Raw genomic sequence first — 26,850 nt, 5'->3', positions numbered from 1 at the left:
GGGGGAAGGCGACGCCGGGCGCCGGGGCGGGCACCTCGTCGAGCCCGGTGCTCGGCGTCGTCGCCGGGCGGTCCTGGCCGAGCAGCATCGCCCACACGGGCGGAAGGAGGACGGCCAGGACGGTCGAGCCGGCTCCGCGGCCGGCCTCGACGTTCAGCCGGTGCGCGGCGATCGCCTTCAGCACGATGGCGTAGACCGCGACGACGGGCACGAGGTAGAGCGCCGCCTTGACCGGGTCGACCCGGCCGAGGCGCAGCACCTCCGCCTCGTTGAGCAGCGGCACCCACGCGCGCCAGGTCTCGGTCTCGCGCCCGGCGAAGACGCGTGCGAGCCCCATGGCGTACCAGATGTGCAGGCCTGCGACGAGGGCGACGGCGACGAGGGCGGCGATCGAGATCACGGCGACCAGCACGGTCGAGGCTTCGGTCAGCATGGTTCCCTTCGTCACTCGGAGAGGCCCGTGGACCACCCGGATCGCGCTTCCGCGGGCGCCCCGCATCCGCCATCCGCCGTTCCGCGGGCGCCCCGCATCCGTCGTTCTCCGTGGTCGCGCAGCGCAGTCCCAGGCTAACGGAGTGCGGGCGACGGCCGGGCGGACTCTCCCGTCCGCGGTGCGCAGCCCTGCGTCACGCTCCGCGCAGGCGCTCGGCGAGGTAGCCGTGCAGGTCGTCGAGCGGCACGCGCTCCTGGGCCATCGTGTCGCGATCGCGCACCGTGACGGCGCGGTCGTCGAGCGAGTCGAAGTCGACCGTGACGCAGAACGGCGTGCCGATCTCGTCCTGGCGGCGGTAGCGGCGGCCGATCGCGCCGGCGTCGTCGAAGTCGACGTTCCAGTCGCCGCGCAGGTCCGCCGCGACCTCGCGCGCGAGCGGCGAGAGGCGCTCGTTGCGGCTGAGGGGGAGCACCGCGACCTTGACCGGCGCCAGGCGCGGGTCGAGCTTCAGTACCGTGCGGGTGTCGACGCCGCCCTTCGCGTTCGGCACCTCCTCCTCGCGGTACGCGTCGACGAGGAACGCCATCATCGCGCGGGTGAGACCGAACGACGGCTCGATCACGTACGGGATGTAGGTGGATCCGCTCGCCTGGTCGAAGTACTGCAGCTTCGTGCCCGACGCCTCGGAGTGGCTGGTCAGGTCGTAGTCGGTGCGGTTGGCGACGCCCATGAGCTCGCCCCACTCCTTGCCGGGGAAGCCGAACCGGTACTCGACGTCGATGGTGCCGGCGGAGTAGTGCGCGCGATCCTCCTCCGGCACGTCGTACTGTCGCATGTTCTCGGGGTCGACGCCCAGGTCGAGAAAGAAGTTCCAGCACGCCTCGACCCAGTGCCCGAACCACTGCTCGGCCTCGGCGGGCGGGGTGAAGTACTCGATCTCCATCTGCTCGAACTCGCGGGTGCGGAAGATGAAGTTGCCGGGCGTGATCTCGTTGCGGAACGCCTTGCCGACCTGCCCGACGCCGAACGGCGGCTTCTTGCGGCTGGCGGTGAGCACGTTCGAGAAGTTCACGAAGATGCCCTGCGCCGTCTCGGGCCGCAGATAGTTGAGCCCCGACTCGTCGTCGACGACGCCCAGGTAGGTCTTCACGAGCCCGGAGAACGCCTTCGGCTCGGTGTACTGGCCCTTCGTGCCGCAGTTGGGGCAGGGTATGTCGTCGAGGCCGTTCTCGGCGGGGCGGCCCTTGCGCGCCTCGAAGTCCTCGATCAGGTTGTCGCCGCGGAACCGCTTGTGGCACTGCAGGCACTCCACGAGCGGGTCGGTGAAGGTCGCGACGTGACCGGATGCCTCCCACACGCGCTTGGGCAGGATCACCGACGAGTCGAGGCCCACCATGTCGCCGCGGCCGCGCACGAACGTCTGCCACCACTGGCGGCGGATGTTCTCCTTGAGCTCGGTGCCGAGCGGGCCGTAGTCCCACGCCGAGCGCGATCCGCCATAGATCTCGCCTGCTTGGAAGACGAACCCGCGGTGACGGGCGAGGGCGATGACTTTGTCGAGGCGGGACTGCTCGGCCACGGTGGCTCCAATGGTCGGGTGGGGAGGAGGGCGCAGAGAATGCGGCAGCCGATCGGCGCCGCATCCCACGATTCTAGTCGCCCGCCTCCGTGCCGCTCGGCGGGGGACGGTCGTTCCGTGCCGTCGGCGCGCGCAACTCCTTCGATCCGGTCCCCGGGCGTCGTCCACGCCGTTCCGGCGGAGGAATCGAGGGAGTTGCGCGCCACGTGACCGACGCGACCTCGAGATCGCTGAACCTGTCGGGCGGGCGCCTCAACCGCAGGCGGCCGCGGCACGGGCCGCGATGACGCCCTGCGGGTCGTCGAGCGTCTCGACCGCGACGCCGATCGCCGCGCCCAGCGCGAAGCCGATCGTGGCGGTGGTCTCGTCGGGGGATGCGGTCGCGCCGGGCGTGGGGTCCGCATCCGGGCTCGTGGTGGCCCCGGGAGTCGCCACGGGCGTCTCGGTGTCGTCGCCGACCGTGCAGTCGATGGGCGGCAGCGTCACGACGATCTCGGCGCTCCGGCCGGCGTCGACCTCGACCGTGCCCGAGACGGTCTTGCGGCCGATGCCGGCGAAGACCGGGGCGTCGATCCGCAGCCGGGTGAGGGCGAGGTCGGACTCGGTCCCGTTCGTGATCCAGACCCGCGCCTGGTCGGCGGTCTGCGCGGGCGTCGCGGGAAGGAGGGTCGCCACGACGCCGGAGGGCAGGGTTGTGGCGCTCGGCGCCGGGTGGGGCTGCGCACCGCACGCGGTCAGGGCGAGCGCCGAGACCAGGACGGCCGAGAGGGCCGCCGCCGCGCGCGGCGGGGCGGTCATCGGCGCACCACCTCGCGGGCGACGGTGAACTCCTCGAGCGCGCCGCCGTCGATCCCGACGCCGATGCCGGGGCCGGTCGGCACCCGCACGTGTCCATCGTCGAGGACGATCGGGTCGGTCACGATGTCGCGCCGGTAGAAGCGGTCGGATGCGGACACGTCGCCCGGCAGGGTGAACCTCGGGAGCGCCGCGAGCGCCGCGTTCGCCGCGCGGCCGATGCCGGTCTCGAGCATCCCCCCGCACCACACCGGCACCCCGGCGGCGCGGCAGAGGTCGTGCACGCGCACGGCCTCGAGGTGGCCGCCGACGCGGCCCGCCTTGATGTTGACGATGGCCGCCGCCCCGAGCGCGAGCGCGTCGGCCGCGGCCTTCGCCGAGGTGATCGACTCGTCGAGGCACAGCGGCGTCCGCAGCAGTCTCGCGAGCGCCGCGTGGTCGACCAGGTCGTCCTCCCGCAGCGGCTGCTCGATCAGCAGCAGGCCGAAGTCGTCGAGACCGGCGAGGGTGTCCGCATCCGCCAGCGTGTACGCCGAGTTCGCGTCGACCTGCAGGGGGATGTCGCCGAAGGCGGCGCGGACGGCGGCCGTGTCGGCGAGGTCGCGCCCCGGCTTGATCTTGATCTTGATGCGCCGGTAGCCCTCGTCGAGGTAGCCGGCGACCGCCTCGACGAGGGCGGCGGGATCGCTCTGGATGCCGACCGAGACGCCCGACGGGATGCGGTCTCGGACCGCGCCCAGGTGCGCGCCCAGTGAGACGCCCTGCGCCCGCAGCGACGCGTCGAGCACGGCCAGCTCGAGCCCGGCCTTCGCCATCCGGTGCCCGACGAAGGGGGCGAGCGTCTCGGCGACGTCGTGCGGGGCGAGCCGGGCGCGGTCGAGCAGGGCGGGGATGAGCCAGCGCCGCGCGACGTCCCAGGCCCCCTGCGTGTACTCGCTCGAGTACAGGGGCGCCTCCTGCGTGACGATCTCGCCCCACCCGTCGCCGTCGGGTGTGAGGGCGCGTACGACGATGACCTCGCGGACCGTCTCGGTGCCGAACGAGGTCGTGAAGGGGCTCACGAGGGGCAGGTGCAGGACGCGAAGCTCGAATCCGTCGAGAGCGACGGGCCCTGCGTCCCCCGGGGACGGCATGTGCTCAGGCTACCGGGGGCGTTCCTTTGCGCGGGCTGAACGCGTGTGCCGGGCGGGGTCGCGCGTCGCGGGCGGCTCAGCCGGCCTTCGCGGCGGCCTTCGCCGCGCGCTTGTTCTCGCGCACCTTCGTCAGCGAGTCGGGGCTCGTGATGTCGGCGACGCTTCGGAACGAGCCCTCCTCGCCGTAGGGGGCGGAGGCCTCGCGCCATCCGGAGCCGGTGAACCCGCGCTGCTTTCCGAGGAGCGCGAGGAAGATCTTCGCCTTCTGCTCGCCGAACCCGGGCAGCGCCTTGAGACGCGTGAGCACCTGCCGGCCGTCCGGGTCGCCGTCGGTCCAGAGCGCAGCGGCGTCGCCGTGCCAGTTCGCGGCGATGTCGGCGCACAGCTTCTGCACGCGGGCGGCCATCGACCCCGGGTAGCGGTGCACCGCGGGCGTCTGCGAGAACGCTGCCGCGAACGCGTCGGGGTCGTAGGCGGCGATCGCCGCGGCATCGAGCGTGCCGACGCGCTGCTCGATCTTCAGCGGCCCCGCGAACGCCGTCTCCATGGCGACCTGCTGGTCGAGCAGCATCCCGATCAGCAGCGCCAGCGGGTCGCGGGAGAGCAGGTCGTCGGCCGCGGGGTCGTCGGTGATGTGCAGGCCCATGCCTCCATCGTCCCACCCGGTCGGGGCGGATCGCACCCCCGGCCGGCGGGTAGTGCGGAAGAGGTGCCGCTGCGACCGTCGTGAGACGCACCGCGAGGGCGCCGGGGAGTGCGGTGCGCGCGGGGAACGGGAGTGCTCAGAGCCTGTCAGCGTCCGCCTGCGCGTGTCAGCGTCCGTCGGCGTCGGGGTCGCCGTCCTCCGCGCGGCGGAACTCGCGATCCCACTCGCGGGCCTCGGCGCGGTGGCCCATGAGGGCGTCGAGCGAGACCTGGAACAGCAGGGCGCGGCGCGCGTTGACCTGCTTGATGTTGGCGACGAGCTGGGCCGACACCGCGTCGAGCGCGTCACGCACCTCGCGGATGCGCTCGGCCGGATCCTCCCACAGCTGCGGGTTGACGAGGAGGTCGAGCAGATAGTCGCGGTCGAGCGCGGACACGAGCTTGCCGAGCTTGTCGTCGTATTCGATCTCGGCGAGCCCGCGCTGATCCTTGTCGGCCTTCGTCGCGAGCCGGCGGAACAGCTCCGCCACGTTCGTGACGAGCGCGTCGATCGCGCGCGTCGTCTCGTCCGCGACGGTGTCGCCCGCGGCGGCGCGGCGCGCGTACTCGTCGCGCAGCGTGCGCAGCGCGTCGACGTGGGCACGGATGCGCGGGGGCTCGCCGGCGGTTCCGTCCGCCGTGCGCCGCCGGCGGGAGCGCCGCACGCCGACCACGGTCGCGACGACGCCCGCGGCGACCACCAGGACGGCGCCCACCGCGAGGACGATGCCGAGCGTGGCGTCGCCGCTCGAGGGAGCGTCGCCGGGCGCCGGCTCGCCCACCGCGACGATGCCCTGCACGGCACCGACGAGTGCGTCCTCGAGGTCGCCGGACGCGGTGGTCTCGGCCTCGTTCGCGATCCGCATCGCCTCGTCGCCGTCGATCGCGGTCGAGTCGGCGAACAGGTCGCCGCCGACGGCGACGATGACGGTGTCGTAGTCGGTGCGGTCGACGATCTGGTCGAGGATGTGCGTCGTGTACGCCGACTCGAGCACGGCGTCCGCGGGGAGCACGGCGACGCCGATCGACCCGTCGTCCGGGACCTCGGCCTCGAGCGCGGCCTCGAGCGCGGCATGACCGGAGACGTCCGGCGAGACGTAGACGTTGTCCTGATCGAGGCCGTCGGCCGCGTCGTCGACCCAGTTCAGCGCCGCTGCCGCGATCGTGCCCCCGTGCATCCGCGTCCTCCAGGACTCAGAAGTTGTTGATGACCGACGCGAACACCAGGTCGATGCGCTCGGAGTCGGAGGCGTCGAACCACTGCCCGCCGGTCGCCTCCGCGATGCGGTCGAGCGCGTTGGTGTCGGCCCCCTCGCCATAGGCGATCGGGAAGATGCGCACGGGCGCCGCATCCCCGCCCTCGCGGGAGGACTGGCCGATCTTGGCGATGAGGGAGTCGAGCGAGATCGACGAGTCGGTGTCCTGTCCGTCCGAGAGCACGACGATCGCGTTGATCCGGCCGGGTTCGGCACGCTCCTTCATCGCGTCGTAGGCGGTGGCGATCGCGTCGTAGAGCGGCGTGCCGGCTCGCTGCGAGTACCGCAGGTCGTCGAGGGACGAGCTCAGGGACTCTCGATCGGCGCCGAGCGGTGAGACGTCCCGCAGCACGAGGATCCCCTCGCCGGCCTCGGACTCGACCCCGGTGGTGAAGGCCCACAGGCCGACCTCGTCTGTCGTGCGGAAGTGACCGACCGTCGACTGGGCGCCCTCGATCGCGCCGTCCAGCTTCGTCCGGCCGTCGCCGATCGGGTCGTCCATCGACCCGGACACGTCGATCACCTCGAGCACCGACGACGGCTTGCGAATCTGCACCCACTGGTCGATCGCCGCCGAGACGACGCCGACGTCGGGCTGCGGGAGGGTCGTGACCGGCTGCGCGGGATCGACTCCGTACTCGGCCGTGAACAGGTCGCCGAGCGGCACGCTGTCGTCGAGCGGGCGGAACCCGAACCCGGGCAGGATGCGCTGCGCCGTCTCGGTGTGCAGGAACTCGATGAAGGCGGCGCCCGCGGTGCGCTGCTCGGCGGTGACCCAGGAGGCGCCGAGCAGCGAGATCGGGTTGTCCGACCACATCGAGCCGCCCGCGGGATAGATCGCGACGAGCTTCTCGCGCGGCGGCGTGAGCGTCTCGCCGGGCTGCACCGTGTGCGAGTCGGGGTTGCCCTGGTTGTAGTTCAGCAGCGACGTCTCCTCGAGGGCGACCGCCGAGACGTAGCCGGAGCCGTCGTCGCCGTTCTGGGTCTTGTCGTAGAGCGTCGTGAGCACGTTGCCGGTCGTGTCGCCGTAGTGGATGACGCACTCCTCGAACACGCGGGAGAACTCGGCGGATGCGGCGACGTCGTCGGCCGTCAGCGCGTCCGACTTGCCCGTCGCCTCGTACGACTGCATGAGGATCGCCGACAGCCCCGTCGTCGAGGTGTTCGGGTTGGTCTTGGAGATCTTGAACGACCCCCAGACGGGCTTGCCGACGCTTCCCCATCCGTCGGGGGCCTGGCACAGGTCCGCGAGGTCGGTGATGCTGATCTCGGCGTCCGGCCAGCCGAGCGCCCGCGCCATCGTCTCCGGCATCCCGAACACCACGGGGGTGCGCGTGAACGACTCCGCTTCTCCCACCAGGGCCGGCGACGCAGCCGCGGCGACGCGGTTCGTCCACACCGTCGACGCCGGGGACCACAGTGTCGGCCACAGGCTCGTGTCCTCGCGGGGCCAGTCTTCTCCGGACGTCAGATACCGGGTGGCGTCGCCGCTGGAGACGTTGACCGGGCGCACCGTCGCGCACTGGTCCAGCGCGTCGGCTTCGGGCGAGTCGCGGAAGGCGTCTGCGAGGGCCTCGAGCATGTTGACCTTCTCGGACGACGTCGCCACCACGACGGAGGTGCATCCGTCGTCGGCGAACCCGTCGTCATCGATGCCGTTGGCGGTGCAGGCGGTCAGCGCGAGCGCCGTCGCGATGGTGAGCGATGCCACCCGGAGCGCTCGGCGGGAGCGCGGGCGCGGGTCGGCGGAAGCGGTCAGGGTACGACGGCCGTCTACCATGCACACAGCCTACGTGCCCCGGTGCCTGTGTCTCGCCCCGTTCCCCGGTCGCATCCCTCTCCCCGGTCGCATCCCGCCCCGGAGAGGGAGGTCGCATCCTTCGTCGGTCGTCAGCGACCCCGGCCGCCGATCCGGCGGTTGTCGTACGCAGCAGGAGCGGTGCAGAGCGGTCGAGCGGGCCGGATCGAGGCCGGGCTCGGCGATCCGGAGCCGGTCAGCGGTGGGCGGCGAGCCAGGCGTCGACGAGCCGCTGGAAGACCTCGGGCTGCTCGATCCACGGATAGTGGCCGCAGTCGGCGATGAGCGACAGATCGCCGCCGAGTGCGTCGGCGTAGTCCCTGACCGGCCGCACGCCGGTGAGGAGGTCCTGGTCGCCGCCGATCACGAGAGTCGGCGGGAGGGTCGCGGCCCGGATGCGTGTGACGGCGTCCGCGGGAATGTCGGTGAACCAGGCGGATGCCGCGGCCAGACTGATCGCCCCGACCTCCGCGTGTGCCCGCTCGACGTCGGTCCATCGTGCGTAGCTCGCCGGTGCCTGTCGGCGGAAGGACTCCCGGAAGGCCTCTTCGGCGGTCGGATCGTCGTTCGCCATCGATACGAGCGCCGCGGCGACGTCGGCCTCGGCGCGGCCGGCGGCGATCTCCTCTCCGTCATGCGGCGTGCCGCTCAGCCAGGATGCCGGCGGGGTCACGAGCGCCAGCGAACGGACACGCTCCGGGAATCGGGTCGCCGTGGCGAGAGCGAGGCGCGTGCCGGCCGAATGGGCCAGCAGGTTCACGCTGCCCTGGCCGAGCGCGTCGGCCAGGGCGATCACGTCGTCGGCGTCGGACCACCATCCGCGGGACAGTCCGCCGCTCCGGGGCGTCCCGCGCGGGTGCATGACGAGGAGGGGGTGGGAGTCCCCGAGGCCGGCGAGGTCGACCAGGTACTCGGGCCCCCGGCACGGTCCGCCGGGGATGACGATGATCGGCTCTCCGTCGACGTTCCCGAGCGCGGTGACGGCGGTCGGCAGGTCCGGATGGTCGAGGTGCACCGTGCCAGCCTCGCACGACCTGATGTTCGGCGCCGGGCGTGCCTACGTGCTCTCGGGGTCCGGCCCGAGAACCGCGCGGCCGCCGTCGACGGGGAGGACGGCGCCCGTGATGAAGGCCGACTCGGGCGAGAGCAGGAACGCCACGGCCTGCGCGACGTCGAGGGGCCGGCCGACGTGCCCCAACGGATGCAGCGCGGCCAGGTGCTCGTCGGCCGTGGGATGCTGCGCACGGTACTCCTCGTAGCGGGCCGTCGCGATCGATCCGAGCGCCACCGCGTTGACCCGGATGCCGTCGGGGCCGTGGTCGACGGCCGCCGCGCGGGTGAGCCCTTCGACCGCGGCCTTGGCCGTCGCGTAGGGCAACGCGCCCCGGACGGGACGCTGCGCCTGGTGCGACGAGACGTTGACGATCGAGCCCGGACGCGAATGAGCGAGGAAGTGTCGCACCGCCGTGTGGCATCCGACCACCGCGAGGCCGAGGTTGAGGCCGATGAGCGCGGAGATCTGCTCCGCCGTCGCCGTGGCGAGACCGGCGTCCCGGAAGACCGCGGCGTTGTTCACCCAGCCGGCGAGGGGCCCGTGCTGCTCCGCGAGCTCGGCCGCGGCCGCCGTCGCCGCCGCATCGCCCGCGTCGCCTTCGAGGTGGCGCACGCGCGGATTGGTGCTGTGGACGGGAGCAGGGTCGAGGTTCACGACGTGCCCGATCGAGGCGAGGTGCTCGGCGATCGCGCTGCCGACGCCGCTGCCGGCCCCGGTGACGACGAAGGACGGCAGGGGGCTCATGCGCCCGCCGCGACCGTCATGTCCTGCCTCGCGATGTGCGTGTCCATCCCCTCATCCTTCCGTGCGCGCCCCGTCGAGATCCACCGCCGCCGGAAACCGCCCGTCGTGAGTGAGGGTCTCGCGGCTGGTGTCCGTTGCGCCGTTGCGGAGGGGGTCAGCCGGCGAGGTCGGCGCGGTCGTCGTGGTCGCGAGCCTCATCGGCCTCGATGTCCACGCGGATCTCGAAGAGCGTCTCGAGCGCCTCGACGTAGGCGTCGGCACGGCCCTGCTCGGCCAGCTCGTGAGCCCGGGTCGTCGGGGTGTGCAGCAGGCGGCCGACGAGGTGGCGGAGCGCCTGCTCGGTGCGGCCGTCGTCGCCCTTGCCGCGCGCGCGGTCGATCTCCGACTCGAGCAGCTCGAACACGTGCGAGCGCAGCGCCACGACCGCCGGCGCCACGGTGCGGCGCTCGCCGAGCACGACGAAGCGGCGGGCGGCGTCCTGCACGAGGGCGCGGGCCGCATCCGTCGCCTGCAGCTCTTCGAGAGGCGCGTGCACGCGGATCGTCTCGAGGTCGAGCAGATCGGTGTTCGGCACGGCCGCGACGTCGGGGTCGACGTTGCGGGGGAGTCCGAGATCGATGACCAGCCGCCGCGCGCCCTCGTGCGCGACCGGGCACGAGGGCGCGCCTGCCGCCGAGCCCGAGCCGGCTGAGCCGCCGCCGAGGAGCGCCGCGTCGAGCACGTGGTGCTCGGCCGTGGTGCAGGTGATGATGAGGTCGGACATGCGCGCCGCGGACGGATAGGCGTCCGCATCCGCCCACCCGATGCCGTGCTTGCGGGCGAACTTCTCGCCGCGGCCGGACGGGGAGTGCACCGTGATGTCGGACGCCCCGCGGTCGCGGAGCGCGGCGAGCGTCGCGGCCGCGTACGCGCCGGTGCCCACCAGCAGCACCCGCAGGCGCGCCCAGTCCGGGATGCGGCTGGCCGCGAGGTCGAGCGAGAGCCGCACGAGCGAACGGCCCGCGCGTCCCAGGGCGGTCGCGTTCTTGACGTCGCGCTGCGCCTCGGACGCGCGCTGGAAGAGGCGCTCGAGCTCGGGCGAGGTCGTGCCGTCGGTGCGGGCCTCGGTGAGGGCACGACGCACCTGGCCTGCGATCTCGCCCTCGCCGACGACCACAGACTCGAGCCCGGACGCCACGGAGAAGAGGTGCTCTGCGACGGCGGACCCGGAGATGACCTCGGAGGACGCCGAGATCTCGGCGGCGGGCACGCCGGTCGCGTTCTCGATCGCGGTCATCGCGGCCTCGAGGCCGACGGCGCCGGCCGCGGTCACCGGCTCGTCCATGTCGACGTACGCCTCGAAGCGGTTGCAGGTCGCGACCACGACCGCGCCCTGCACGCATTCGTCGTGCGCGGCGATGAGGGGCGCGATGCGGGTGGGGTGGATGCTGAGCCGCTCGAGGAGGTCGAAGGACGCGGTCTTGTGACTCGCGCTCACACACAGCAACACCCCTGCATTCTACGCCCGCCGTCCCGGGCCCGCCGCGAAGGGTGCCCTTGCCTGCATCCGCCTCCCGCGGCCGGGGGCAGCGGGGGCGGCAGGCCCCCGTGTGCGTGCGCGTATGCGAAGTCGTCTCATGAGATCGCCCGCTCGGTCCCTGGGCGGGGAGCGAAGCGACGAGACGAAGGGGCGCGGTGCACCCGTTCCGGTGGGCGCTTCGTCTCGCTGCGCTCGCTCAGCGACCGTGGTCTCGCTGCGCTCGCGGTTCCTGAGCGAGGAGCAACGTTCCGAGGCGAAGGGCAGCGATCGGGCTTTCGCCCCGGCGTGCGGTCAGCGACGGGTGGGAGGATGTGGGGGTGAGCTCCGCAGCCTCGTCCGTGCCCGTCGACGCCTCCGCATCCGCCCCGGGCCTCCCGGGCTCTCCCGCACCGGTGGCGGGAGAGCCCGGTCCCGCGGCCTCGGCGCTGGTGCGTGCCATCCGCGGCCAGCGCACCGACCGGCTGCCGGTCTGGTTCATGCGCCAGGCCGGACGGTCGCTGCCCGAGTACCGGGACCTCCGCGTCGGCACCCGGATGCTGGACGCCTGCCTCACCCCCGACCTCGCCGCCGAGATCACCCTGCAGCCCGTCCGCCGGCACGGCGTGGATGCCGGCATCTTCTTCAGCGACATCGTGGTGCCGCTGCGGCTCGCGGGCATCGCGGTGGAGATCGAGCCCGGCCGCGGCCCGGTCTTCGCCGACCCGGTGCGCACCGCATCCGACGTCGCGAAGATCGTCGCGATCGACCCCGACGCGGTCTCCGTGGCCGCGGAGCCCGTGCGCGAGGCCGTGCGCATCGTCACCGGCGAGCTCGGCGCCACGCCGCTCATCGGGTTCGCGGGGGCGCCCTTCACCCTCGCCGCCTACCTCGTCGAGGGCGGTCCCTCGAAGGAGCACCTGCGCGCCCGCGCCATGATGCACGCCGACCCCGAGGCCTGGCACGCGCTCGCCGGGTGGCTCGCCCGTGTCTCGCAGGGGTTCCTGCGCGCCCAGACGGATGCGGGAGCCTCGGCCGTGCAGCTGTTCGACTCCTGGGCGGGGTCGCTGTCGGTCGCGGACTACCGCGCGTTCGTCGCGCCCCACTCCCGGGCGGCGCTCGCCGGCGTCGACGCGCCGCGCATCCACTTCGGCGTCGGCACGGCGCACCTGCTCGCCGACATGCGGCTGGACGGCACGACGGACGCCGTGGGCGTCGACTGGCGCACCCCCCTCGACGAGGCGGTCACCGTGCTCGGCGCGGACGTCACCGTCCAGGGCAACATCGATCCGGCGCTCCTGCAGGCGCCCTGGCACGTGATCGAGACGCACGTGCGCGACGTGATCGCGCGCGGACGCGCCGCCCGCGCGCACATCCTGAACCTCGGGCACGGCGTGCCCCCCGAGACCGATCCCGACGTGCTCACCCGGATCGTCGCGCTCGCCCGCGAGGCGGACGCGTGAGCGGCGCCGAGCCGGGCGAGCCGCAGGTCGGCGGCCTCGAGCCCCGCGACCCGCTGAGCGAGGTCGGGCCGCTCCGCGCGCTCGCCTCGACCGCGCGCGACACCCGCGCGGTCGTCGTCGGCGGCGGCGTCGGGGGTCTCGTGGCGGCGCTCGAGTTCGCCAAGATCGGCATGACGGTGACGGTGCTCGAGGCCGCGGAGCGGGCGGGCGGGGTCGTCCGCGCGGCCGAGGTCGCGGGACTGCGCCTCGACGTGGGCGCCGAGAGCTTCGCGACCCGGGGCGGCGGCGTGCGGGCGCTCGTCGACGAGCTCGGCCTCGCGGATGCGGTCGTCACCCCGGCGTCGCACGGAGCCTGGGTCGCGGGGCTTCCCGGGGGAGCCGCGGCGCCCCTGCCGAAGGGCGGCGTGCTCGGCATCCCGGACAACCCCTTCGACCCGGCCGTGCGCCGCATCATCGGCTGGGGCGGCGTGTGGCGCGCCTACCTCGACCGCCTGCGCCCGCCGCTCACCATCGGGCACGACCGCAGCCTCGGACACCTCGTGCGCAGCCGCATGGGCGCCCCCGTGCTCGACCGGCTCGTCGCCCCGGTGACCGGCGGCGTGTACTCCGCACGACCCGACGACATCGACGTGGACATCGCAGCGCCCGGTCTGAACGCCGCGCTCACCCGAGCGGGGTCGCTGACCGGCGCCGTCGCGCAGCTGCGCGACGGACGCGACGTCGCCCCGGGCGGCGCGGTCGCGGGCCTCGAGGGCGGCATGACCCGGCTCGTCGACGCGCTGCTCGCGAGACTGGCGGAGCTCGGCGCCGAGGTGCGCACCGATTCCCCCGTCACCGCGGTCGAGCACGGTGAGGACGACGGCTGGACCGTGCGGGTCGCCGGCGAGGAGCCCGCGCTGCAGGAGCCCGCCCGGCAGGAGGAGTCCGCTCCGCAGGAGCCCGCCGAGCCGCACGAGCCGGCCGGGCGGTACGGGGTGCCGGCGGACGTCGTCGTGGTCGCGGTGCCCGAGGCGTCCGCGCGCGGGCTGCTCGTGCCGGTGGTGCCCGCGCTCGACCCGCACCCCGCCCCCGCACCGGTCGTCGAGATCGTGACGCTCGTGCTCGCCGCATCCGCTCTCGATGCGCATCCGCGCGGGAACGGGGTGCTCACGGTGCCGCACTCGTCGGCCGCGAAGGCCCTCACCCACGCCACGGCGAAATGGGAGTGGGTCGCGCGCGCCGCGGGCGACGGCGTGCACGTCGTGCGCGTCTCGTTCGGCGCCCAGGACGAGGCTCCCGCCACCGCGGGGCTCGACGACGAGGCCGCGGGGGCGCTCGCGCTCCGCGAGGCGTCCGCGCTGCTCGGCGTCGCTCTCGAGCCCGCGCAGCTGCGGGGCGCGCACCGCGAGAGGTACGTGCAGTCGCAGCCCGGATCGGTCATCGGACGACCTGCCGCCGTCGCCGCCGCGCGCGGCGCGATCCGCGCCGTTCCGGGTCTCGGCGCGGTCGGTGCCTGGCTCTCCGGGACCGGCCTCGCGCAGGTGGTGCCGGACGCCGCCGCGGAGGCCGATCGGGTGCGCCGCGCGGTGCTCTGGAGGACGCCCGGGTCTCAGGTGTGACGCTTCTTGTCAAGCGGATGCCGATAGCGGCATACGGGACTACTCTGTGATGGCAGATCAGCTCCATCCATCCCGACTGTGAGGAGACCCCATGAGGGGCAAGGTAGGACTCGTCATCGGACTGGCCGCGGGCTACGTGCTCGGAACGCGCGCCGGGCGCGAACGCTACGAGCAGATCAAGGAGCAGGCCGAGAAGGTCTGGAACCTCGACCCCGTGCAGAAGCAGGTCGCGAAGGTGCAGGAGCTCGGCAAGTCCGCGCTGCTCGCACTGCCGACGGCCCTCTGGAACGGCGCGGTCAAGGTGACGAAGGCGGCCACCACGAACGGAACGCCCGGTGAGCGGCTCGACGCCGCCCTGGATGCGGGCAAGGACGCCACGGACGACGTCGCGGATGCCGCGGAGACCTCGGCGGATGCGGCCGAGGCCGCGGTGAAGAAGACCGCCGCGCGCGCGCGCGGCGCCGCATCCGGCTCCGGCGCGAAGCGTTCCACCGGCGGTTCCTCGAACGGGAAGTAAGCGATGACAACCCCCCGTGGCTTCCGGGACCGCTCCGACGAGAGCCTGCTGACCCTCGTCGGCGAGATCCCCGAACTCGTCCGCAACCTCGTCGTCGCCGAGGTCGACGCCGCGAAGGCGTGGCTGTCCAAGGCGGCCAAGAACGCCGGGATCGGCGCCGGCTGGGTCGTCGGCGCGCTCTTCATCCTGTTCTGGTCGGTGCCGGCGCTCGGCGCCTTCGTGATCGCCGGGCTCTCGTCGTGGTGGCCGGTCTGGCTGTCGGCGCTCGTCGTCTTCGGCGCGATGCTGCTGCTGGCGATCCTCCTCGCGCTGCTCGGGTTCCTCCGGTTCAAGCGCATCGGCAAGGGCAACCCGGCAGCCGCCATCGCGGAAGACGTACGCACCGTCAAGGAGGCAGGCGAATGAGCGCACCCATCCCCGTCCCCCGCACGGGCGTCCCGCTCGGCATCACCGACCCGGTCGAGAAGGCGCGCGCGGAGCTCAAGGCCACGCTCGCTGCGATCGAGGAGAAGGGCAACCTGCCGCGCCGCGTGGGCCGCGCCACCCAGAAGCGCGTCACCCGGCTCCGCCACTTCGCCCGCACCGAACCGGTCGCCGCGACCGCAGCGGTGGTCGGGGCGGCAGCGGCCGTGGGGCTCGCGGTGTGGGGCGCCATCCGCCTGTACGTGCGCTGATCGGCGCTGACCGTCCCGCACCGGCCGGCAGTCGCGGCGGGACGTGACCGGGGCCGACCGTGCCGGAACAGGAGATCTCCCCAGGACAGGACGGTTCGGCTGACATCGTCCTGTCCTGGGGAGATGTCCTGTTTCGCCGGGATCACCGTCCGGCGACGATCCCGGCGAGGAGACGTTCGGCGAGCGGCCGCCAGCGCGGACGGAACAGGTAGAGGCACGCCAGCCGGAACCGGGCGGCGTCCTCGTAGGCGGCGAGCCGCTCGGGGGCGGCGCCGACGCGATCGGCCACCGCGTCCACCCGCGCCCCCACGGTACCGGCGAAGCCCTCGGGCCACAGCCCCTGTTGCGCCCGCAGCGCCGCGTGCGCGCGCAGGTTGCCGAGATCGAGCGCCGGCTCGGCGAGGCTCGCCGTGTCGAGGTCGAGCAGGCCCAGCGGCTCACCGGGGGCGTAGAGGATCTGCTTGTCGTGCAGATCGCGGTGCGCCGGCACGAGCCGCCCGGCGGGGCCCTCGCCGAGCGCGCGCGCGATCCGCGCCGAGGCCGCATGGATCGCCTCCGCGGAGCCCCGCTCGCGGGCGGCGTGGCCGGCCCATCGGCGCACGATGTCCGCCTCGTCCGCGGCGGTGTGCACACGGATGGCGGCCTGCCGGCCCATGGGACCCGTCGTGTGTCCGCCCGCACCCGCTCCCCGCCCGCCGAGGTCGCACCACGCGTCCGCCCACTCGTCCCACACCCGGGCCCACCGTGCCCCATCCGTCCCGGGGTCGGTGCCGAGCGCGTGCAGGGTCCGCCCCGGAAGCGCCTCGAACCGCACGACGCCGGCATCCTCGTCCGCGGCGTCCCTGCGCATGCGCGGCATCCGGAAGGCCTCGCCGAAGGATGCGGCGTCCTCGTGGCGCTCGACGACGGCCGGGGCGCGACCGGGCCGCACGACCTTGAGGAAGGAGCTCCCGTCCGCCGCGCGCACGACGGCGCGTCGCCCCGCGCGATGGGAGACGACGGTTCCCTCGCGGGCGACCCCGGCGAGCGCCGGCAGACGCGGGTCCTCCCGCCAGGGACCCGGCCGCGCCCCGTCCCGCTCGTCCCATCGCCCCGCCCGCACGTCCTCGGACCGAGCCGTGCGCAGCTCGAGCACCGCGGCGCGGCCGCCCGGCGCGGCATCCGTCGGCCAGGCGCGGGAGACGGTCCACTCCCGGCCCCTGTCGTGGACGACGAGCGGGATGGCGGCACCCTCGGCGTCGGGCGTCATCGCAGCGCCTCCTCGGCCACATCCAGCGCCGCCTCGATCCCCGTGCGCCAGTCGGGCCGCGCCTGCCGGAACGGCTCCGCCGCGCGCAGGAGCACGGCCGCGGCCGTCCACCTGCGCACCGCGTCGTCGTCGGGGGATCCCCCCGCCGCCCGGTAGGCGTCGAGGAACGGGGCGCACAGCCGGTCCGCGTCCGCGGGCGACCGCCCGTCCGCGCGCGCGCGCAGGCGCTCGCCGGCCACGAACGACCCGAGGTCCCGCTCGGGCGGGCCCGAGCCCAGCCGGTCGAAGTCGATGAGCCGCACGCCCTCACCGCCGACCAGCACCTGGTCGGCGGTGAGGTCGCCGTGCAGCATCACCGCGGGCCCGCCCGCCGGGAGCGCGGCGAGGGCCAGGGCGAGCGCCGCCGCGCGCTCCGCGGCGGCCGGCGAGAGCACGGCGAGGGCGCGGATCGCCGTGCGGGGCTCCGCCGCGGAGCCGGCCGGCGGGCGCACCGCGTCCACCCGGTGCAACGCCGCGAGCGCGGCGCCCGCCGCCGCGGCGGCATCCGGGCTCGGCGCCGAGGCGAGGTCGCCGTCGCCCCACCACGAGGTCGTCGTCACGCCGGGTGCCGGGGCATCCGGGACGAGGACGGGTACCCCCGCGGCGGCCAGGGTGCTCAGCACGGCGATCCGCCCCGCCGTCGGGGCCTCGGCGGCGATCTTCACGACCTTCCGGCCCGCGCGCAGCACGAGTCGCCGGTGCGGGTTGTGACGCAGGATCACCGCGTCGTCGACGAGCTCCGGGTGCGTGCGCCGCAGCCGGTGCACCGTCGAGACCAACTCGCGGTCGGCGTACGCGGGACCCGAGAGACCCCCGTCCACGCCGCGCACGGGGACGACGTCGTAGCCGGCGCGCTGGGCGCGTCGCCGGGTCTTCTGGAGCTTGACGGGGTCGGCGTACGCTGCGATCCAGCGTCGTTCGCCCCCGTCGTCCACCGCCAGCGCGATGCTCGCCCCGGGCTTGTACCGCATCCGCGTCACCCCTACCGTCTCGCCGGCTGCCTCGGCGAGACGGTAGGGATCCAGCAGCACCCCGACGGCCGGCAGCCCCGGATCGCGTGCGGCCAGAGCACGCGCGGCCTCGGCGTCCGCGCGACGGGCGGCGTCGCGGGCGGCCGACTCCGCGCCCGGGCGGCGCGCGCCGGCGGGATCGACGCTCACGGGCGGGCCTCCGTGTCGGCCGTGCGACCGGCGCGGAACCACGCCGCCACCCGCGAGTCGTCGCGGGCGAGCAGCTCGGCGGGCGAGCCGTCCTCGACGATGCGCCCCGACTCCATCCACAGCAGGCGGTCGGCGTCCACGACCGCCGTCGCGTCGTGCGTGATCGAGATCGTCGTCCGGCCCCGGGTCAGCTGCGCCAGGGACGCCGCGACCGCGGCGCGCGACTCGGGGTCCAGGCCCGTCGTCGCCTCGTCGAGGATCACGATGGGCGCGTCCCGCAGCAGCGCCCGGGCGATCGACACCCGCTGCCGCTGGCCGCCGGAGAGGGTGTTGCCGCGCCCGCCGAGCACGGTGTCGTAACCCTTCGGCAGCTCCATGACGAAGTCGTGCGCGAGCGCGCGCCGCGCCGCCTGCTCGACCTCCTCGTCGCTCGCGTCCAGGCGCCCGTACCGGATGTTCTCGCGCACCGTGGTGGCGAACAGCACGGTGTCCTGCAGCAGGATCGACACGTTGCCGCGGACGCTCGAGAGCGTCGCGTCGCGCAGGTCGGTGCCGTCGATCCGCACGGCGCCCCAGGCGGGGTCGTCGGCGCGGACGAGGAACCCCGCGAGCGTCGACTTCCCCGCCCCGGAAGGGCCGAGCAGGCACACGGACTGCCCGGGCCCGATCCGCAGGTCGAGGTCGGAGAACAGCGGTCTGCCGTGCCCGTCGGCGAAGTACACGTGCTCGAACGAGATGCCGCCGCAGACGACTTCGAGGGGCCGTGCGTGCGGCGCGTCGCGGATCTCGACGCGCTCGTCGAACAGGTCCGCGACGCGCTCCCCGGATGCGGCCGCCCGGGCGATGCGCCCGGTGTACTTGGCGAGGTCCTTGAGGGGCCGCATCGCGATCTTCAGGTACGCCGCGAACACGACCAGGTCGCCCGGCGACATCTGCTGCTGCAGCACCCGCCAGCCGCCTCCGACCAGCACGAGGGCCGTCGCGATGCCGACGATCACGTCGGTGCGGCGCTCGAGCGCTGCGGCCAGCCTCCGGGCCTTGACGCCCTCGCGCAGCGCCTTCTGGTTGCCCCGGGCGAACGATCCGCTGAGCTCGTCCTCGAGCCCGTACGCCTGCACGACGCGGATGGCGCCGAGCGTCTCGGTGGCCGTCTCGGCCAGCGCGCCCTCGCCCTTGCGGGTGGTGCGGGAGGCCGCGGTGATCGCGCGGGTGCTGCGCCGCGACAGCAGCACGTACGCCAGCGCGGCGACCGCCACGACGAGGGTCAGGAGCGGGTCGAGCCAGACCATCACGACCGAGAGCACGACGAGGGTGATGACGTTGCCGGCGAGCGGCAGGCCCGCCGTCACGGCGACCTCCTGCAGCCTGCCGATGTCGCCGATGAGACGCTGCACGGTGTCGCCGGCGGTCGACACCGAGTGATACCGCAGGGACAGCGCCTGCAGGTGCGCGAATACCCGCGCGCGCAGCTCGGTCGCGACGCGCGAGCCCACCAGGGCGAAGGCGACCGTGCTGAGAAAGCTGGTCACGGCGCGCAGCACGACGACGCCGAGCAGCACCGCGCCGCAGGCGACGAGCAGGCCCACCGTCGCCGGGGGGATGCCCGCCGTCGCCTGGCCGCCGGCGCCCAGGCTCACCGCGAGCGAGTCGATGACGATCTTCAGCGGCCAGGGCTCGAGTACCCGGAAGCCGACCTCGAGCAGCAGCGCGGCGAGCCCGCCGGCGAGCAGCAGCCGGTGAGGCCGCAGCAGCGGCCGGACCATCGCGAGGGTGCGCCCGAGCGGCCCGGGCTCGGAACGACGTCGTTTTCTGAGCGGGGTCATCGGGTCTCCTCCAGACGCGGGGCGGCCGCGAGGATGCCGGCCAGCACCCGCGACCAGTCGTGCCGAGCCACCGCCGCCTCGCGCGCTGCGGCGGCCATCGCGCGGAGCGCCACCGGCGCATCGCGCAGCGACGCGAGCGCCTCGGCGAGCGCCTCGGGCGACCCCGGGGCGACCAGGAGACCCGTGACGCCGTGCTCGACGATCCCGGGGATCTGCCCCACGCGGGACGCCACGACCGGAAGGCCCGCGGCGAGGTACTCGAAGACCTTGAGCGGCGAGAAGTAGTCGTCGCCCGCGGCCGGGTACGGGGCCACGCCCACGTCGAGCCCGGACAGCCGCGACGGGATCGTGGACGGCGCCACGGCGCCGGTGAACTCGACCTCGACGCTCCTGTCGAGCGCGCGCCGGCGCAGGCTCGCCGCCTCCGGCCCGTCGCCGACGATCACGAGACGCGCTCCGCCCCCGTGACGCTCCTCGACGAGGCCCATCGCGTCGATCAGCGTCTCCACGCCGTGCCACGGCTTGAGCGTGCCGACGAATCCGACGCGCAAGGGGCCGCCGAAGGCCGGTGCCGCCGGGCAGATGCGGTCGGTGTCGACGCCGTTGGGGGCGACGACGACGTTCGCCGCCCCGTTCCCGCGCGCCCAGCGCGCCACGGGCTCCGAGACGCATGCGACGACGTCGGCGCCGCGCAGCGCATCGCGCGCCGCGGCGACCGCGCCCGCCTCGTCCACCAGCACGCGGTGCTCGCGCTGCTCCTCGACGAGCGGGGCGTTCACCTCCAGGATGCTGCGCGCTCCGGTGGCGCGGGCGACGGCTCCGCCCGCCCGGCTGAACAGCGAGAACCGCTCGTAGACGAGGTCGCAGCCGTCGGCGGCGGCGCGGTCGGCGAGATCGCGGGAGACCTGCGCGATCCGCTCCTCACGGCCGGCCGGGGTGTCCGCGCGCACCCGCATCTCGACGACCGGCACCTCGCTCAGGTCGTCGGGCACGTCGGATCCCCGTCGGACGCAGTACACGGTCACGCCGTCGCCCCGGGCGAGGAATGCGCGCACGATCTCCTGCACGTGCACAGAGGCCCCCTTCGTGCCGAACACCGGGATGCCGGGATCGGCGCAGAGATACGCGACCCGCATCAGGCGACCTCCTCCAGGGCGGCGGACCGGCTCGCGGACCCGGCTCGCTCGGCCGGCGCGGACGACGCGGCGTCCGCGGTGAGCGCCGCGAGCCGTGAGGCCTGCCTGCGCGAGTCGAAGCGCTCCTCCACGAGCCGGCGGGCGCGGCGCGCCATCCGCTCGCCGTCCGTCGCGCCCCGCGCGAACGCACGGAGCGCGTCGACGAGGGCGTCGACGTCGCCGGGGCGGCAGAGCACGCCGGTGTCGCCGTCGCGGACGACCTCGGGGATGCCCGTGACGTCCGTCGAGATCACCGGAAGCCCCGTGGCCATCGCCTCCAGCAGCACGGTGGGCAGCCCGTCCGCGTTCCCGTCGGCCGCGACGAGGCAGGGGGCGACGAAGACGTCGGCGGTGCGCAGCAGCTCGGCGACCTCGTGCTGCGGGCGCGGGCCGAGCAGCCGCACCAGGTCGCCCGCGTCCTCGCGCGCGATCCGCGCGGCGAGGTCCTCGTGCAGCTCACCGCCGCCGGCGATGTCGACCGTGAGCCGCACGCCCTCGTCCCGCAGACGAGCGGCGGCGGCGATCAGCACGGCGAAGCCCTTCTTCTCCACCAGCCGGCCCACCGCGGCCACCCGCAGCACGTCGCCGGCGCCGCTCCGGGGGAGGAACGGGAACCTGTCGAGCTCGAGCCCGTTGTAGATCCGATGCGTGCGCGCCGTCTCGTGCGGCAGCTGCTCGCGCAGGAAGCGCAGGTTGTAGTCGCTCACGGTCGCCGCGAACGCCGCATCCGCGAACTTGCGGGCGAGATCCGCCCGCGAGGCGGACTCGTGGAAGAGGTCCTTCGCGTGCGCCGTGAACGAGTACGGGATGCCGGTGAGCAGCGCGGCGAGCCGGGCCACGGTCGTCGCCATCGAGGCGAAGTGCGCGTGGAGATGCGTGATGCCCTCCCGCTCGACCGCCGCGGCCAGCAGCGCGGCCTGCACCGCGTCGTCGACGTCGGCGGCGAGCAGCTCGTCGAGGTGCCGGGAGAGCCGCTCCGCGATCCGGGGCGAGCCCGCCGCCGTGCGCAGCGCCTCCCACAGCGTCGTGGGCTTCGCCGGCCGGTCGACGTACCGGACCGGTGCCGCGACGCGGGCGAGCTCCGGATGGAACCGCGGGTCGGCGGGCGGGCGCAGCGAGAAGACGACGATGTCCTCGCCCGCCGCCTCCCTGGCCAGCAGCTCCGTCACGACGAACGTCTCGGAGAACCGCGGATACACCTTCAGGACGTAGCCGATGCGGGAAGCCGCCTCAGATCGCATAGGGGACCGCCTCCGGCTGGGCGCGGGCCTCGCGCACGAGGTCCGCCGCGAGCCGCCCGACCGCGTCCAGTCCCCACAGGTCGATGCCCTCCCGGTCCACCGTCGCGCCCGCGTTCCGCGAGAACCAGTCGCCGAGCGCCTCGGGGGTCGCCTCGTCGGGGTCCATCCTCTCGACGGCTCCCCGCGCGGCGAGCATCTCGGCGCGTATCCGCTGCTCCTTGCGGCGGTGCCGCCTCGGCACGATGAGCGCCGGGGTGCGCGTGCTCATCAGCTCGGTCACGGTGTTGTACCCGCCCATGCTCACGACCGCCTCGGCGCGTCGGAAGAGGGCGAGCGCGTCGGGCACGCTGCGCACGATCGTGGTGCGTTCGCCGGCCGAGTCCCGCAGCGCCCGGCGGTGCTCGTCGGACATCTCCGGCCCGGCGACCACGACGTGGACGCGCCCCGGCGGCAGAGCGGCGCGGGCCGCCGCCGAGGCGACCTCGAACCCGTCCGAGCCCCCGCCGACCGTGGTGAGCACGAACGGCTCCTCCGTCACCGCGTGACCCCGCCCGGGGCGTCCGTGGGAGAGGTACCCGGTGTGCTGCACGAGCGGGCGCAGCCCCGGCGGCAGCTCGCCCGAGACGCTGAGGTCGTGGACCTCGGGATCGCCGTAGGCCCAGATCGCGTCGAAGTGGGCGCGGACGCTGGCCGCCCCGCCGATCGCCTTCCACTCCGCCCGCGCGGTGCGGGGGCGGTCGAGGACGTCGCGCAGTCCCAGGACGGTGCGCGTGCGGGGGCTGCTGGCGCGCAGCCAGCGCAGGGTCGACTCGAGCTCGCGGTCGACGCCGAAGGGGTGGCGGTCCACGATGAAGAGGTCGGGGCCGAACGCCGCCATCGCCGCGTGCACCGAGCCCCCGCGCACGGCGGTGACCCGATCGATGCCGGAGTTCAGCCGGCGGGAGCGGTAGCCGTCCTCGCCGGGCATGATCCCGGGGAGGATGAGCCAGTCCCAGCCGGCGGGGATCGCGAAGCCGGCGGCGGCGGACTGGCCGCTGACGATCAGGCCGGTCACCTCCTCGCCGGTCAGGTCGGGCAGCACACGGGTGAGGGCGTGCGCGATGCCGAGGTTCCGGCGGACGTGTCCCAGGCCGACGGAGTCGTGCGAGTAGAGCGCGATGCGGATGACCATGATCCCTCTCGTGGATGGTGCCCGGGGGCGGTGTCGTCGCGGTGGGTCACCGCGACGGTCGCTCCAGAGTGACCGAGCGGGCTAAGGGACGTGTGAGGCTCCTATGAGAAGCCCCTTATGCCCGCCGGCGGGGCTCGCGGGCGGCGGGACCGAGCCGCCGAGGGGGCATCTGTTTGGCGCCTGCCCGCCACCGGTGGAGACTGGGGGGCATGGCATCCGCTCCCGAGACCGCATCCGCGCACTACACGCTCTGGGCGGTGCTCCGCCGTGATCCGGAGAACCCCGTGGTCGAGGTCGACGACGCGGAGCTCGCGGCGATCGTGGACCACGTCGAGGCCGGCGGGGTCGCCGTCCGCGGCTTCTACGACGTGAGCGGGCTGCGCGCCGACGCCGACCTGATGGTGTGGCTGCACGGGACCGACCCCGAGGCGCTGCAGCGGGACCTTCGTCGCCTGCGCCGCACCGAGCTGCTGCGCCCCCTCCTGCCGGTCTGGAACGCGATGGGCGTGCACCGCGACGCCGAGTTCAACCGGGCGCACGTGCCCGGGTTCCTGCGCGGCATCGACGCCAAGGACTGGCTGTGCGTCTACCCGTTCGTGCGCAGCTACGAGTGGTACCTGCTGCCCGAGGAGGAGCGCCGCCGGATGCTTGCCGACCACGGCCGCAAGGGCGCCGCGTTCACCGGCGTCGTCGCCAACACGGTCGCCTCGTTCGCGCTCGGCGACTACGAGTGGGTGCTGCCGATGGAGGCCGACGATCTGACCGACCTCGTCGACATGATGCGCGAGCTCCGCTACACCGACGCGCGACGTCACGTCCGCGAGGAGGTGCCCTTCTACACCGGTCGCAGGATCCCGACCTCCGCGATCCCCGAGGTGCTGGCGTGAGCTCCGCCATCCGGCTCGGCACGCGCCGCAGCGCCCTCGCGACCGCGCAGTCGCAGCAGACGGCGGATGCCCTCGCCGCCGTCGCCGGCCGCCGGGTCGAGCTCGTGCCGATCACGTCGGAGGGCGACGTCTCGCGGGCGTCGCTGTCTCAGCTGGGCGGGCAGGGCGTCTTCGCCACCCGGCTGCGCGAGGCGCTGCTGGCGGGCGAGTGCGACCTGCTCGTGCACTCGCTGAAGGACCTGCCCACCGCCCCCGCCCCGGGCCTGGTGATCGCCGCGATCCCCGAGCGCGAGGACGCGCGGGACATCGTGCTCACCCGTGACGGGACGCCGCTGCACGAGCTGCACGCGGGTGCGGTCGTCGGCACGGGCTCTCCCCGTCGGATCGCTCAGATCTCGACGCGCAACCCCCGCGTCGAGACGCGGGACCTCCGCGGCAACATCGACTCCCGGATGGGTCGGGTGCGCGAGGGCGAGCTGGACGCGGTGATCCTCGCCGCCGCCGGCCTCGCCCGGATCGGCGGAGTGCCCGCCGATCTGGTCGCGGAGCCGTTGGGCCTCGCCGAGTGGCCGACCGCGCCCGGGCAGGGGGCGCTCGCGGTGGAGGCCCGCGACGACGCTCCCGCCGAACTGCGCGACGCGATCGCGCGTCTCGACGACCTCGCGACGCGTGTGGCGGTCACCGCCGAACGCGCGGTGCTCTCCGGACTCGACGCGGGATGCCACGCCCCGGTCGGGGTGTACGCCCAGTGGCAGGACGAGTCGCTCCGCATCCGTGCCGTCGTCTACGCTCCCGACGGCAGCCGGCGTCTCGGCCTCGACCGGACGGTGCTCGTGCGGGGCGGGTATGCTGGGGAACCGGGCAGCGGCAATGGTGCGGACGCTGCCGGCGACGATGGTCCCGTCGCGCGAGCGAGACGCACGGGGGACGGCGTCGCTCGTGAGCTGCTCGACCATGGAGCAGCCGAGGTTGCACCATGAAAGCCGAAGCCATGCACGAAGACTCGAAGCGGCCCGACGCCGAGAAGCCCCTCACGGGCTGGCGCGTGCTCGTGCCGCGCGGCGGTCCCTGGGGCGACGGGGTGGCGGCCGCCCTCCGCGCCAAGGGAGCCGTCCCGGTCGTGGCCCCCCTCATCAACTTCGCGCCGACGAACGACGAGGAGACCCTCGCGAAGGCGCTGGCGGATCTCGCGGCGGGCAGGTTCGACTGGCTCACGATGACGAGCGCGACCACGGTCGACGTGCTGTTCGCCTATCGGGCCGTCATCCCCCCGACCACCAAGGTGGCCGCCGTCGGCGAGACGACGGCCGCGGCCCTCCAGGCCGCCGGCTATCGCGTCGACCTCGTGCCCGAGCGCGACAACTCCGCCGCCGGCATGGCCGAGCAGATGATCGCGCTCGAGCCGGAGCCCCGCGACATCCTGACCCTGCGCAGCGAGATCGCGAAGCCGGTGCTGACCCGGAGCCTCATCGACGCGGGGCACCGGGTGCGCAGCGTCGTCGCCTACCGCACGGTGGGAGTGCCGGTCACGGAGCGCATCGCGAACGACGTCGCGTCGGGACGGATCAACGCGATCCTGGTCACGAGCGGCTCCGTCGCCGAGCAGGTGTATCTGCAGTTCCCGAACATCCCGCCCGAGACGGTGATCGCCGCGATCGGTCCGCGCACGGCGAAGGACGCCCGACAGACCGGACTCGACGTCGACGTGATCGCCGACCGGCAGACCGCGGACGCCCTGATCGAGGCGGTGTCGCAGTTCGCGCTGCCGCACGCCGCCGACGAGTTCCAGCCGTGAGCTTTCCGACCCATCGCCCGCGACGCCTCCGGCAGTCGCCGGCGGTGCGCCGCCTCGTGCGCGAGACGCACCTCGTGCCCGCGCAGCTCGTCCTGCCCGCCTTCGTGCGCGAGGGGCTGACCGAGCGGGTCCCGATCGGGTCGATGCCCGGCGTCGTGCAGCACTCGCTCGACTCGCTGCGCCGGGCGGCGGCGGATGTGGCCGCATCCGGGATCGGCGGCATCATGCTGTTCGGCGTGCCCGCGGTGCGCGATGCGATCGGCTCGGGCGCCGACGACCCGGAGGGGATCCTCAACGTCGCGACCCGCGCGGTCGTCGCCGAGGTGGGCGATGCGCTCGTGGTGCAGACCGATCTGTGCCTCGACGAGTTCACCGACCACGGGCACTGCGGCGTGCTGGGCGCTGGCGGATCCGTCGACAACGATGCGACGCTCGAGCGCTACGGCGCGATGGCCATCGCGCAGGCCGAGGCGGGATCGCACCTGCTGGGGCTGTCCGGGATGATGGACGGCCAGGTCGCACACGTGCGCGCCGCGCTCGACGACGCCGGTCACACCGGCACCATCCTGCTGGCATACGCGGCGAAGTACGCGGGGGCCTTCTACGGACCGTTCCGCGAGGCGGTCGACTCGCAGCTGACAGGCGACCGGCGCACGTACCAGCTCGATCCCGCGAACGCCCGCGAGGGCGTGCGGGAGGCCGTGGCGGATGTGGACGAGGGCGCGGACATCGTCATGGTCAAGCCCGCGATGCCGTACCTCGACGTGCTCGCCGACGTGCGCGCGGCAGTCGACGTGCCGGTGTGGGCGTATCAGGTGTCGGGGGAGTACGCGATGGTCGAGGCCGCGGCCGCCCACGGCTGGATCGACCGGCGGGGGGCGATCCTCGAGTCGCTCGTCGGCATCCGTCGCGCCGGCGCCGACGCGGTGCTCACCTACTGGGCCGCCGAGGCCGCCGCCTGGCTGTGAGCCCGCGGCGGCACGGGTCGGCCGTGCCGGGGGTGCGACCGGCGGGCGGGTTCGGGCCGGTTTTGTCCGCGAGACCGCACCGGGGCGCCGAGACTGTGGGTGTACCCCGCTGTCTCGGC

25 protein-coding genes are annotated in these 26,850 nt (G+C 74.2%); 9 read left to right on the top strand and 16 right to left on the bottom strand.

Annotated features, from left to right (window positions below; all coding sequences use genetic code 11):
- From GVL03_RS09135 to GVL03_RS09090, 10 genes are all read right to left on the bottom strand, one after another.
- The coding region (locus GVL03_RS09135) for a DUF5684 domain-containing protein (RefSeq protein WP_235038090.1) at window positions 1-433 on the bottom strand (433 nt) is incomplete at its 3' end.
- Window positions 434-626: 193 nt separating this feature from the next.
- Entirely contained in the window at window positions 627-2,012 is a 1,386-nt protein-coding gene (locus tag GVL03_RS09130) for a glycine--tRNA ligase (protein WP_159500677.1), read from the bottom strand.
- A gap of 252 nt (window positions 2,013-2,264) precedes the next feature.
- Window positions 2,265-2,810, bottom strand: a complete 546-nt coding sequence (locus GVL03_RS09125; RefSeq protein ID WP_159500676.1) for a hypothetical protein — start codon at window positions 2,808-2,810, stop codon at window positions 2,265-2,267.
- Entirely contained in the window at window positions 2,807-3,940 is a 1,134-nt protein-coding gene (gene menC / locus GVL03_RS09120; protein ID WP_159500675.1) for an o-succinylbenzoate synthase, read from the bottom strand. The genes GVL03_RS09125 and menC overlap by 4 nt, the downstream gene beginning before the upstream one ends.
- Before the next feature lie 76 nt (window positions 3,941-4,016).
- Window positions 4,017-4,586, bottom strand: a complete 570-nt coding sequence (locus GVL03_RS09115) for an HhH-GPD-type base excision DNA repair protein (RefSeq protein ID WP_159500674.1) — start codon at window positions 4,584-4,586, stop codon at window positions 4,017-4,019.
- A gap of 166 nt (window positions 4,587-4,752) precedes the next feature.
- Complete coding sequence (locus GVL03_RS09110; RefSeq protein WP_159500673.1) at window positions 4,753-5,802, bottom strand: hypothetical protein; 1,050 nt, start codon at window positions 5,800-5,802, stop codon at window positions 4,753-4,755.
- Between the two features lie 16 nt (window positions 5,803-5,818).
- On the bottom strand, window positions 5,819-7,591 hold the full coding sequence (locus GVL03_RS09105; RefSeq protein WP_235038089.1) for a substrate-binding and VWA domain-containing protein: 1,773 nt from the start codon (window positions 7,589-7,591) through the stop codon (window positions 5,819-5,821).
- A 283-nt stretch (window positions 7,592-7,874) separates the two neighbouring features.
- Window positions 7,875-8,693 (bottom strand): alpha/beta fold hydrolase, encoded by an 819-nt coding sequence (locus GVL03_RS09100; RefSeq protein ID WP_235038088.1) that lies wholly within the window; start codon window positions 8,691-8,693, stop codon window positions 7,875-7,877.
- 42 nt (window positions 8,694-8,735) lie between these two features.
- The gene (locus tag GVL03_RS09095; RefSeq protein ID WP_159500671.1) at window positions 8,736-9,476 is read right to left on the bottom strand and encodes an SDR family NAD(P)-dependent oxidoreductase; all 741 of its coding nucleotides are present in this window, start codon (window positions 9,474-9,476) and stop codon (window positions 8,736-8,738) included.
- 154 nt (window positions 9,477-9,630) lie between these two features.
- Window positions 9,631-10,965 carry a glutamyl-tRNA reductase gene (locus GVL03_RS09090; RefSeq protein ID WP_159500670.1) on the bottom strand — a complete coding sequence of 445 codons (1,335 nt, stop codon included), beginning with the start codon at window positions 10,963-10,965 and terminating at the stop codon, window positions 9,631-9,633.
- Between the two features lie 341 nt (window positions 10,966-11,306).
- On the opposite strand from GVL03_RS09090, the gene hemE reads away from it, so the two are divergent.
- From hemE to GVL03_RS09065, 5 genes are all read left to right on the top strand, one after another.
- On the top strand, window positions 11,307-12,434 hold the full coding sequence (gene hemE, locus GVL03_RS09085; protein WP_373683833.1) for a uroporphyrinogen decarboxylase: 1,128 nt from the start codon (window positions 11,307-11,309) through the stop codon (window positions 12,432-12,434).
- The gene (locus GVL03_RS09080) at window positions 12,431-14,032 is read left to right on the top strand and encodes an NAD(P)/FAD-dependent oxidoreductase (RefSeq protein WP_235038087.1); all 1,602 of its coding nucleotides are present in this window, start codon (window positions 12,431-12,433) and stop codon (window positions 14,030-14,032) included. Before hemE ends, GVL03_RS09080 begins: the two co-directional genes overlap by 4 nt.
- A 91-nt stretch (window positions 14,033-14,123) precedes the next feature.
- Window positions 14,124-14,549 carry a hypothetical protein gene (locus GVL03_RS09075; RefSeq protein ID WP_159500669.1) on the top strand — a complete coding sequence of 142 codons (426 nt, stop codon included), beginning with the start codon at window positions 14,124-14,126 and terminating at the stop codon, window positions 14,547-14,549.
- A 3-nt stretch (window positions 14,550-14,552) separates the two neighbouring features.
- Window positions 14,553-14,954: a phage holin family protein gene (locus GVL03_RS09070; protein WP_159500668.1), complete on the top strand. Its 402-nt coding sequence runs from the start codon at window positions 14,553-14,555 to the stop codon at window positions 14,952-14,954.
- Complete coding sequence (locus tag GVL03_RS09065) at window positions 14,951-15,223, top strand: hypothetical protein (RefSeq protein WP_159500667.1); 273 nt, start codon at window positions 14,951-14,953, stop codon at window positions 15,221-15,223. Before GVL03_RS09070 ends, GVL03_RS09065 begins: the two co-directional genes overlap by 4 nt.
- A gap of 142 nt (window positions 15,224-15,365) precedes the next feature.
- Here the strand turns inward: GVL03_RS09065 and GVL03_RS09060 are convergent, their stop codons facing one another.
- From GVL03_RS09060 to GVL03_RS09035, 6 genes are read right to left on the bottom strand one after another with little or no spacing between them, the layout of a single operon-like run.
- Window positions 15,366-16,472 (bottom strand): phosphotransferase family protein, encoded by a 1,107-nt coding sequence (locus GVL03_RS09060; RefSeq protein WP_159500666.1) that lies wholly within the window; start codon window positions 16,470-16,472, stop codon window positions 15,366-15,368.
- Window positions 16,469-17,671: a phosphotransferase family protein gene (locus tag GVL03_RS09055; RefSeq protein ID WP_159500665.1), complete on the bottom strand. Its 1,203-nt coding sequence runs from the start codon at window positions 17,669-17,671 to the stop codon at window positions 16,469-16,471. The genes GVL03_RS09060 and GVL03_RS09055 overlap by 4 nt, the downstream gene beginning before the upstream one ends.
- Entirely contained in the window at window positions 17,668-19,494 is a 1,827-nt protein-coding gene (locus GVL03_RS09050) for an ABC transporter ATP-binding protein (RefSeq protein ID WP_159500664.1), read from the bottom strand. Before GVL03_RS09050 ends, GVL03_RS09055 begins: the two co-directional genes overlap by 4 nt.
- Window positions 19,491-20,630, bottom strand: coding sequence for a glycosyltransferase family 4 protein (locus GVL03_RS09045; protein ID WP_159500663.1), 1,140 nt, complete (start codon window positions 20,628-20,630; stop codon window positions 19,491-19,493). Before GVL03_RS09045 ends, GVL03_RS09050 begins: the two co-directional genes overlap by 4 nt.
- A complete protein-coding gene (locus GVL03_RS09040; protein WP_159500662.1) occupies window positions 20,630-21,910 on the bottom strand; it encodes a glycosyltransferase in 1,281 nt (426 codons plus the stop codon). The genes GVL03_RS09045 and GVL03_RS09040 overlap by 1 nt, the downstream gene beginning before the upstream one ends.
- Window positions 21,900-23,081, bottom strand: a complete 1,182-nt coding sequence (locus GVL03_RS09035) for a glycosyltransferase family protein (RefSeq protein WP_159500661.1) — start codon at window positions 23,079-23,081, stop codon at window positions 21,900-21,902. The genes GVL03_RS09040 and GVL03_RS09035 overlap by 11 nt, the downstream gene beginning before the upstream one ends.
- Before the next feature lie 209 nt (window positions 23,082-23,290).
- Between GVL03_RS09035 and hemQ the strand changes: the two genes are divergently transcribed.
- The 4 genes from hemQ to hemB are packed head-to-tail and all read left to right on the top strand — an operon-like array spanning window position 23,291 to window position 26,731.
- Window positions 23,291-23,968, top strand: a complete 678-nt coding sequence (gene hemQ / locus GVL03_RS09030; protein ID WP_159500660.1) for a hydrogen peroxide-dependent heme synthase — start codon at window positions 23,291-23,293, stop codon at window positions 23,966-23,968.
- Window positions 23,965-24,948 (top strand): hydroxymethylbilane synthase, encoded by a 984-nt coding sequence (gene hemC / locus GVL03_RS09025; protein ID WP_159500659.1) that lies wholly within the window; start codon window positions 23,965-23,967, stop codon window positions 24,946-24,948. The genes hemQ and hemC overlap by 4 nt, the downstream gene beginning before the upstream one ends.
- A complete protein-coding gene (locus tag GVL03_RS09020; protein WP_235038086.1) occupies window positions 24,945-25,763 on the top strand; it encodes a uroporphyrinogen-III synthase in 819 nt (272 codons plus the stop codon). Before hemC ends, GVL03_RS09020 begins: the two co-directional genes overlap by 4 nt.
- The gene (hemB, locus tag GVL03_RS09015; protein ID WP_159500658.1) at window positions 25,760-26,731 is read left to right on the top strand and encodes a porphobilinogen synthase; all 972 of its coding nucleotides are present in this window, start codon (window positions 25,760-25,762) and stop codon (window positions 26,729-26,731) included. The genes GVL03_RS09020 and hemB overlap by 4 nt, the downstream gene beginning before the upstream one ends.
- Window positions 26,732-26,850: the final 119 nt, after the last annotated feature.

Origin of the sequence: Microbacterium sp. 18062 (genome assembly GCF_902706225.1) — a bacterium.
In the GTDB taxonomy this organism is placed as follows: Bacteria; Actinomycetota; Actinomycetes; order Actinomycetales; family Microbacteriaceae; genus Microbacterium.
This window is presented reverse-complemented; position numbering and strand designations above follow the sequence as displayed.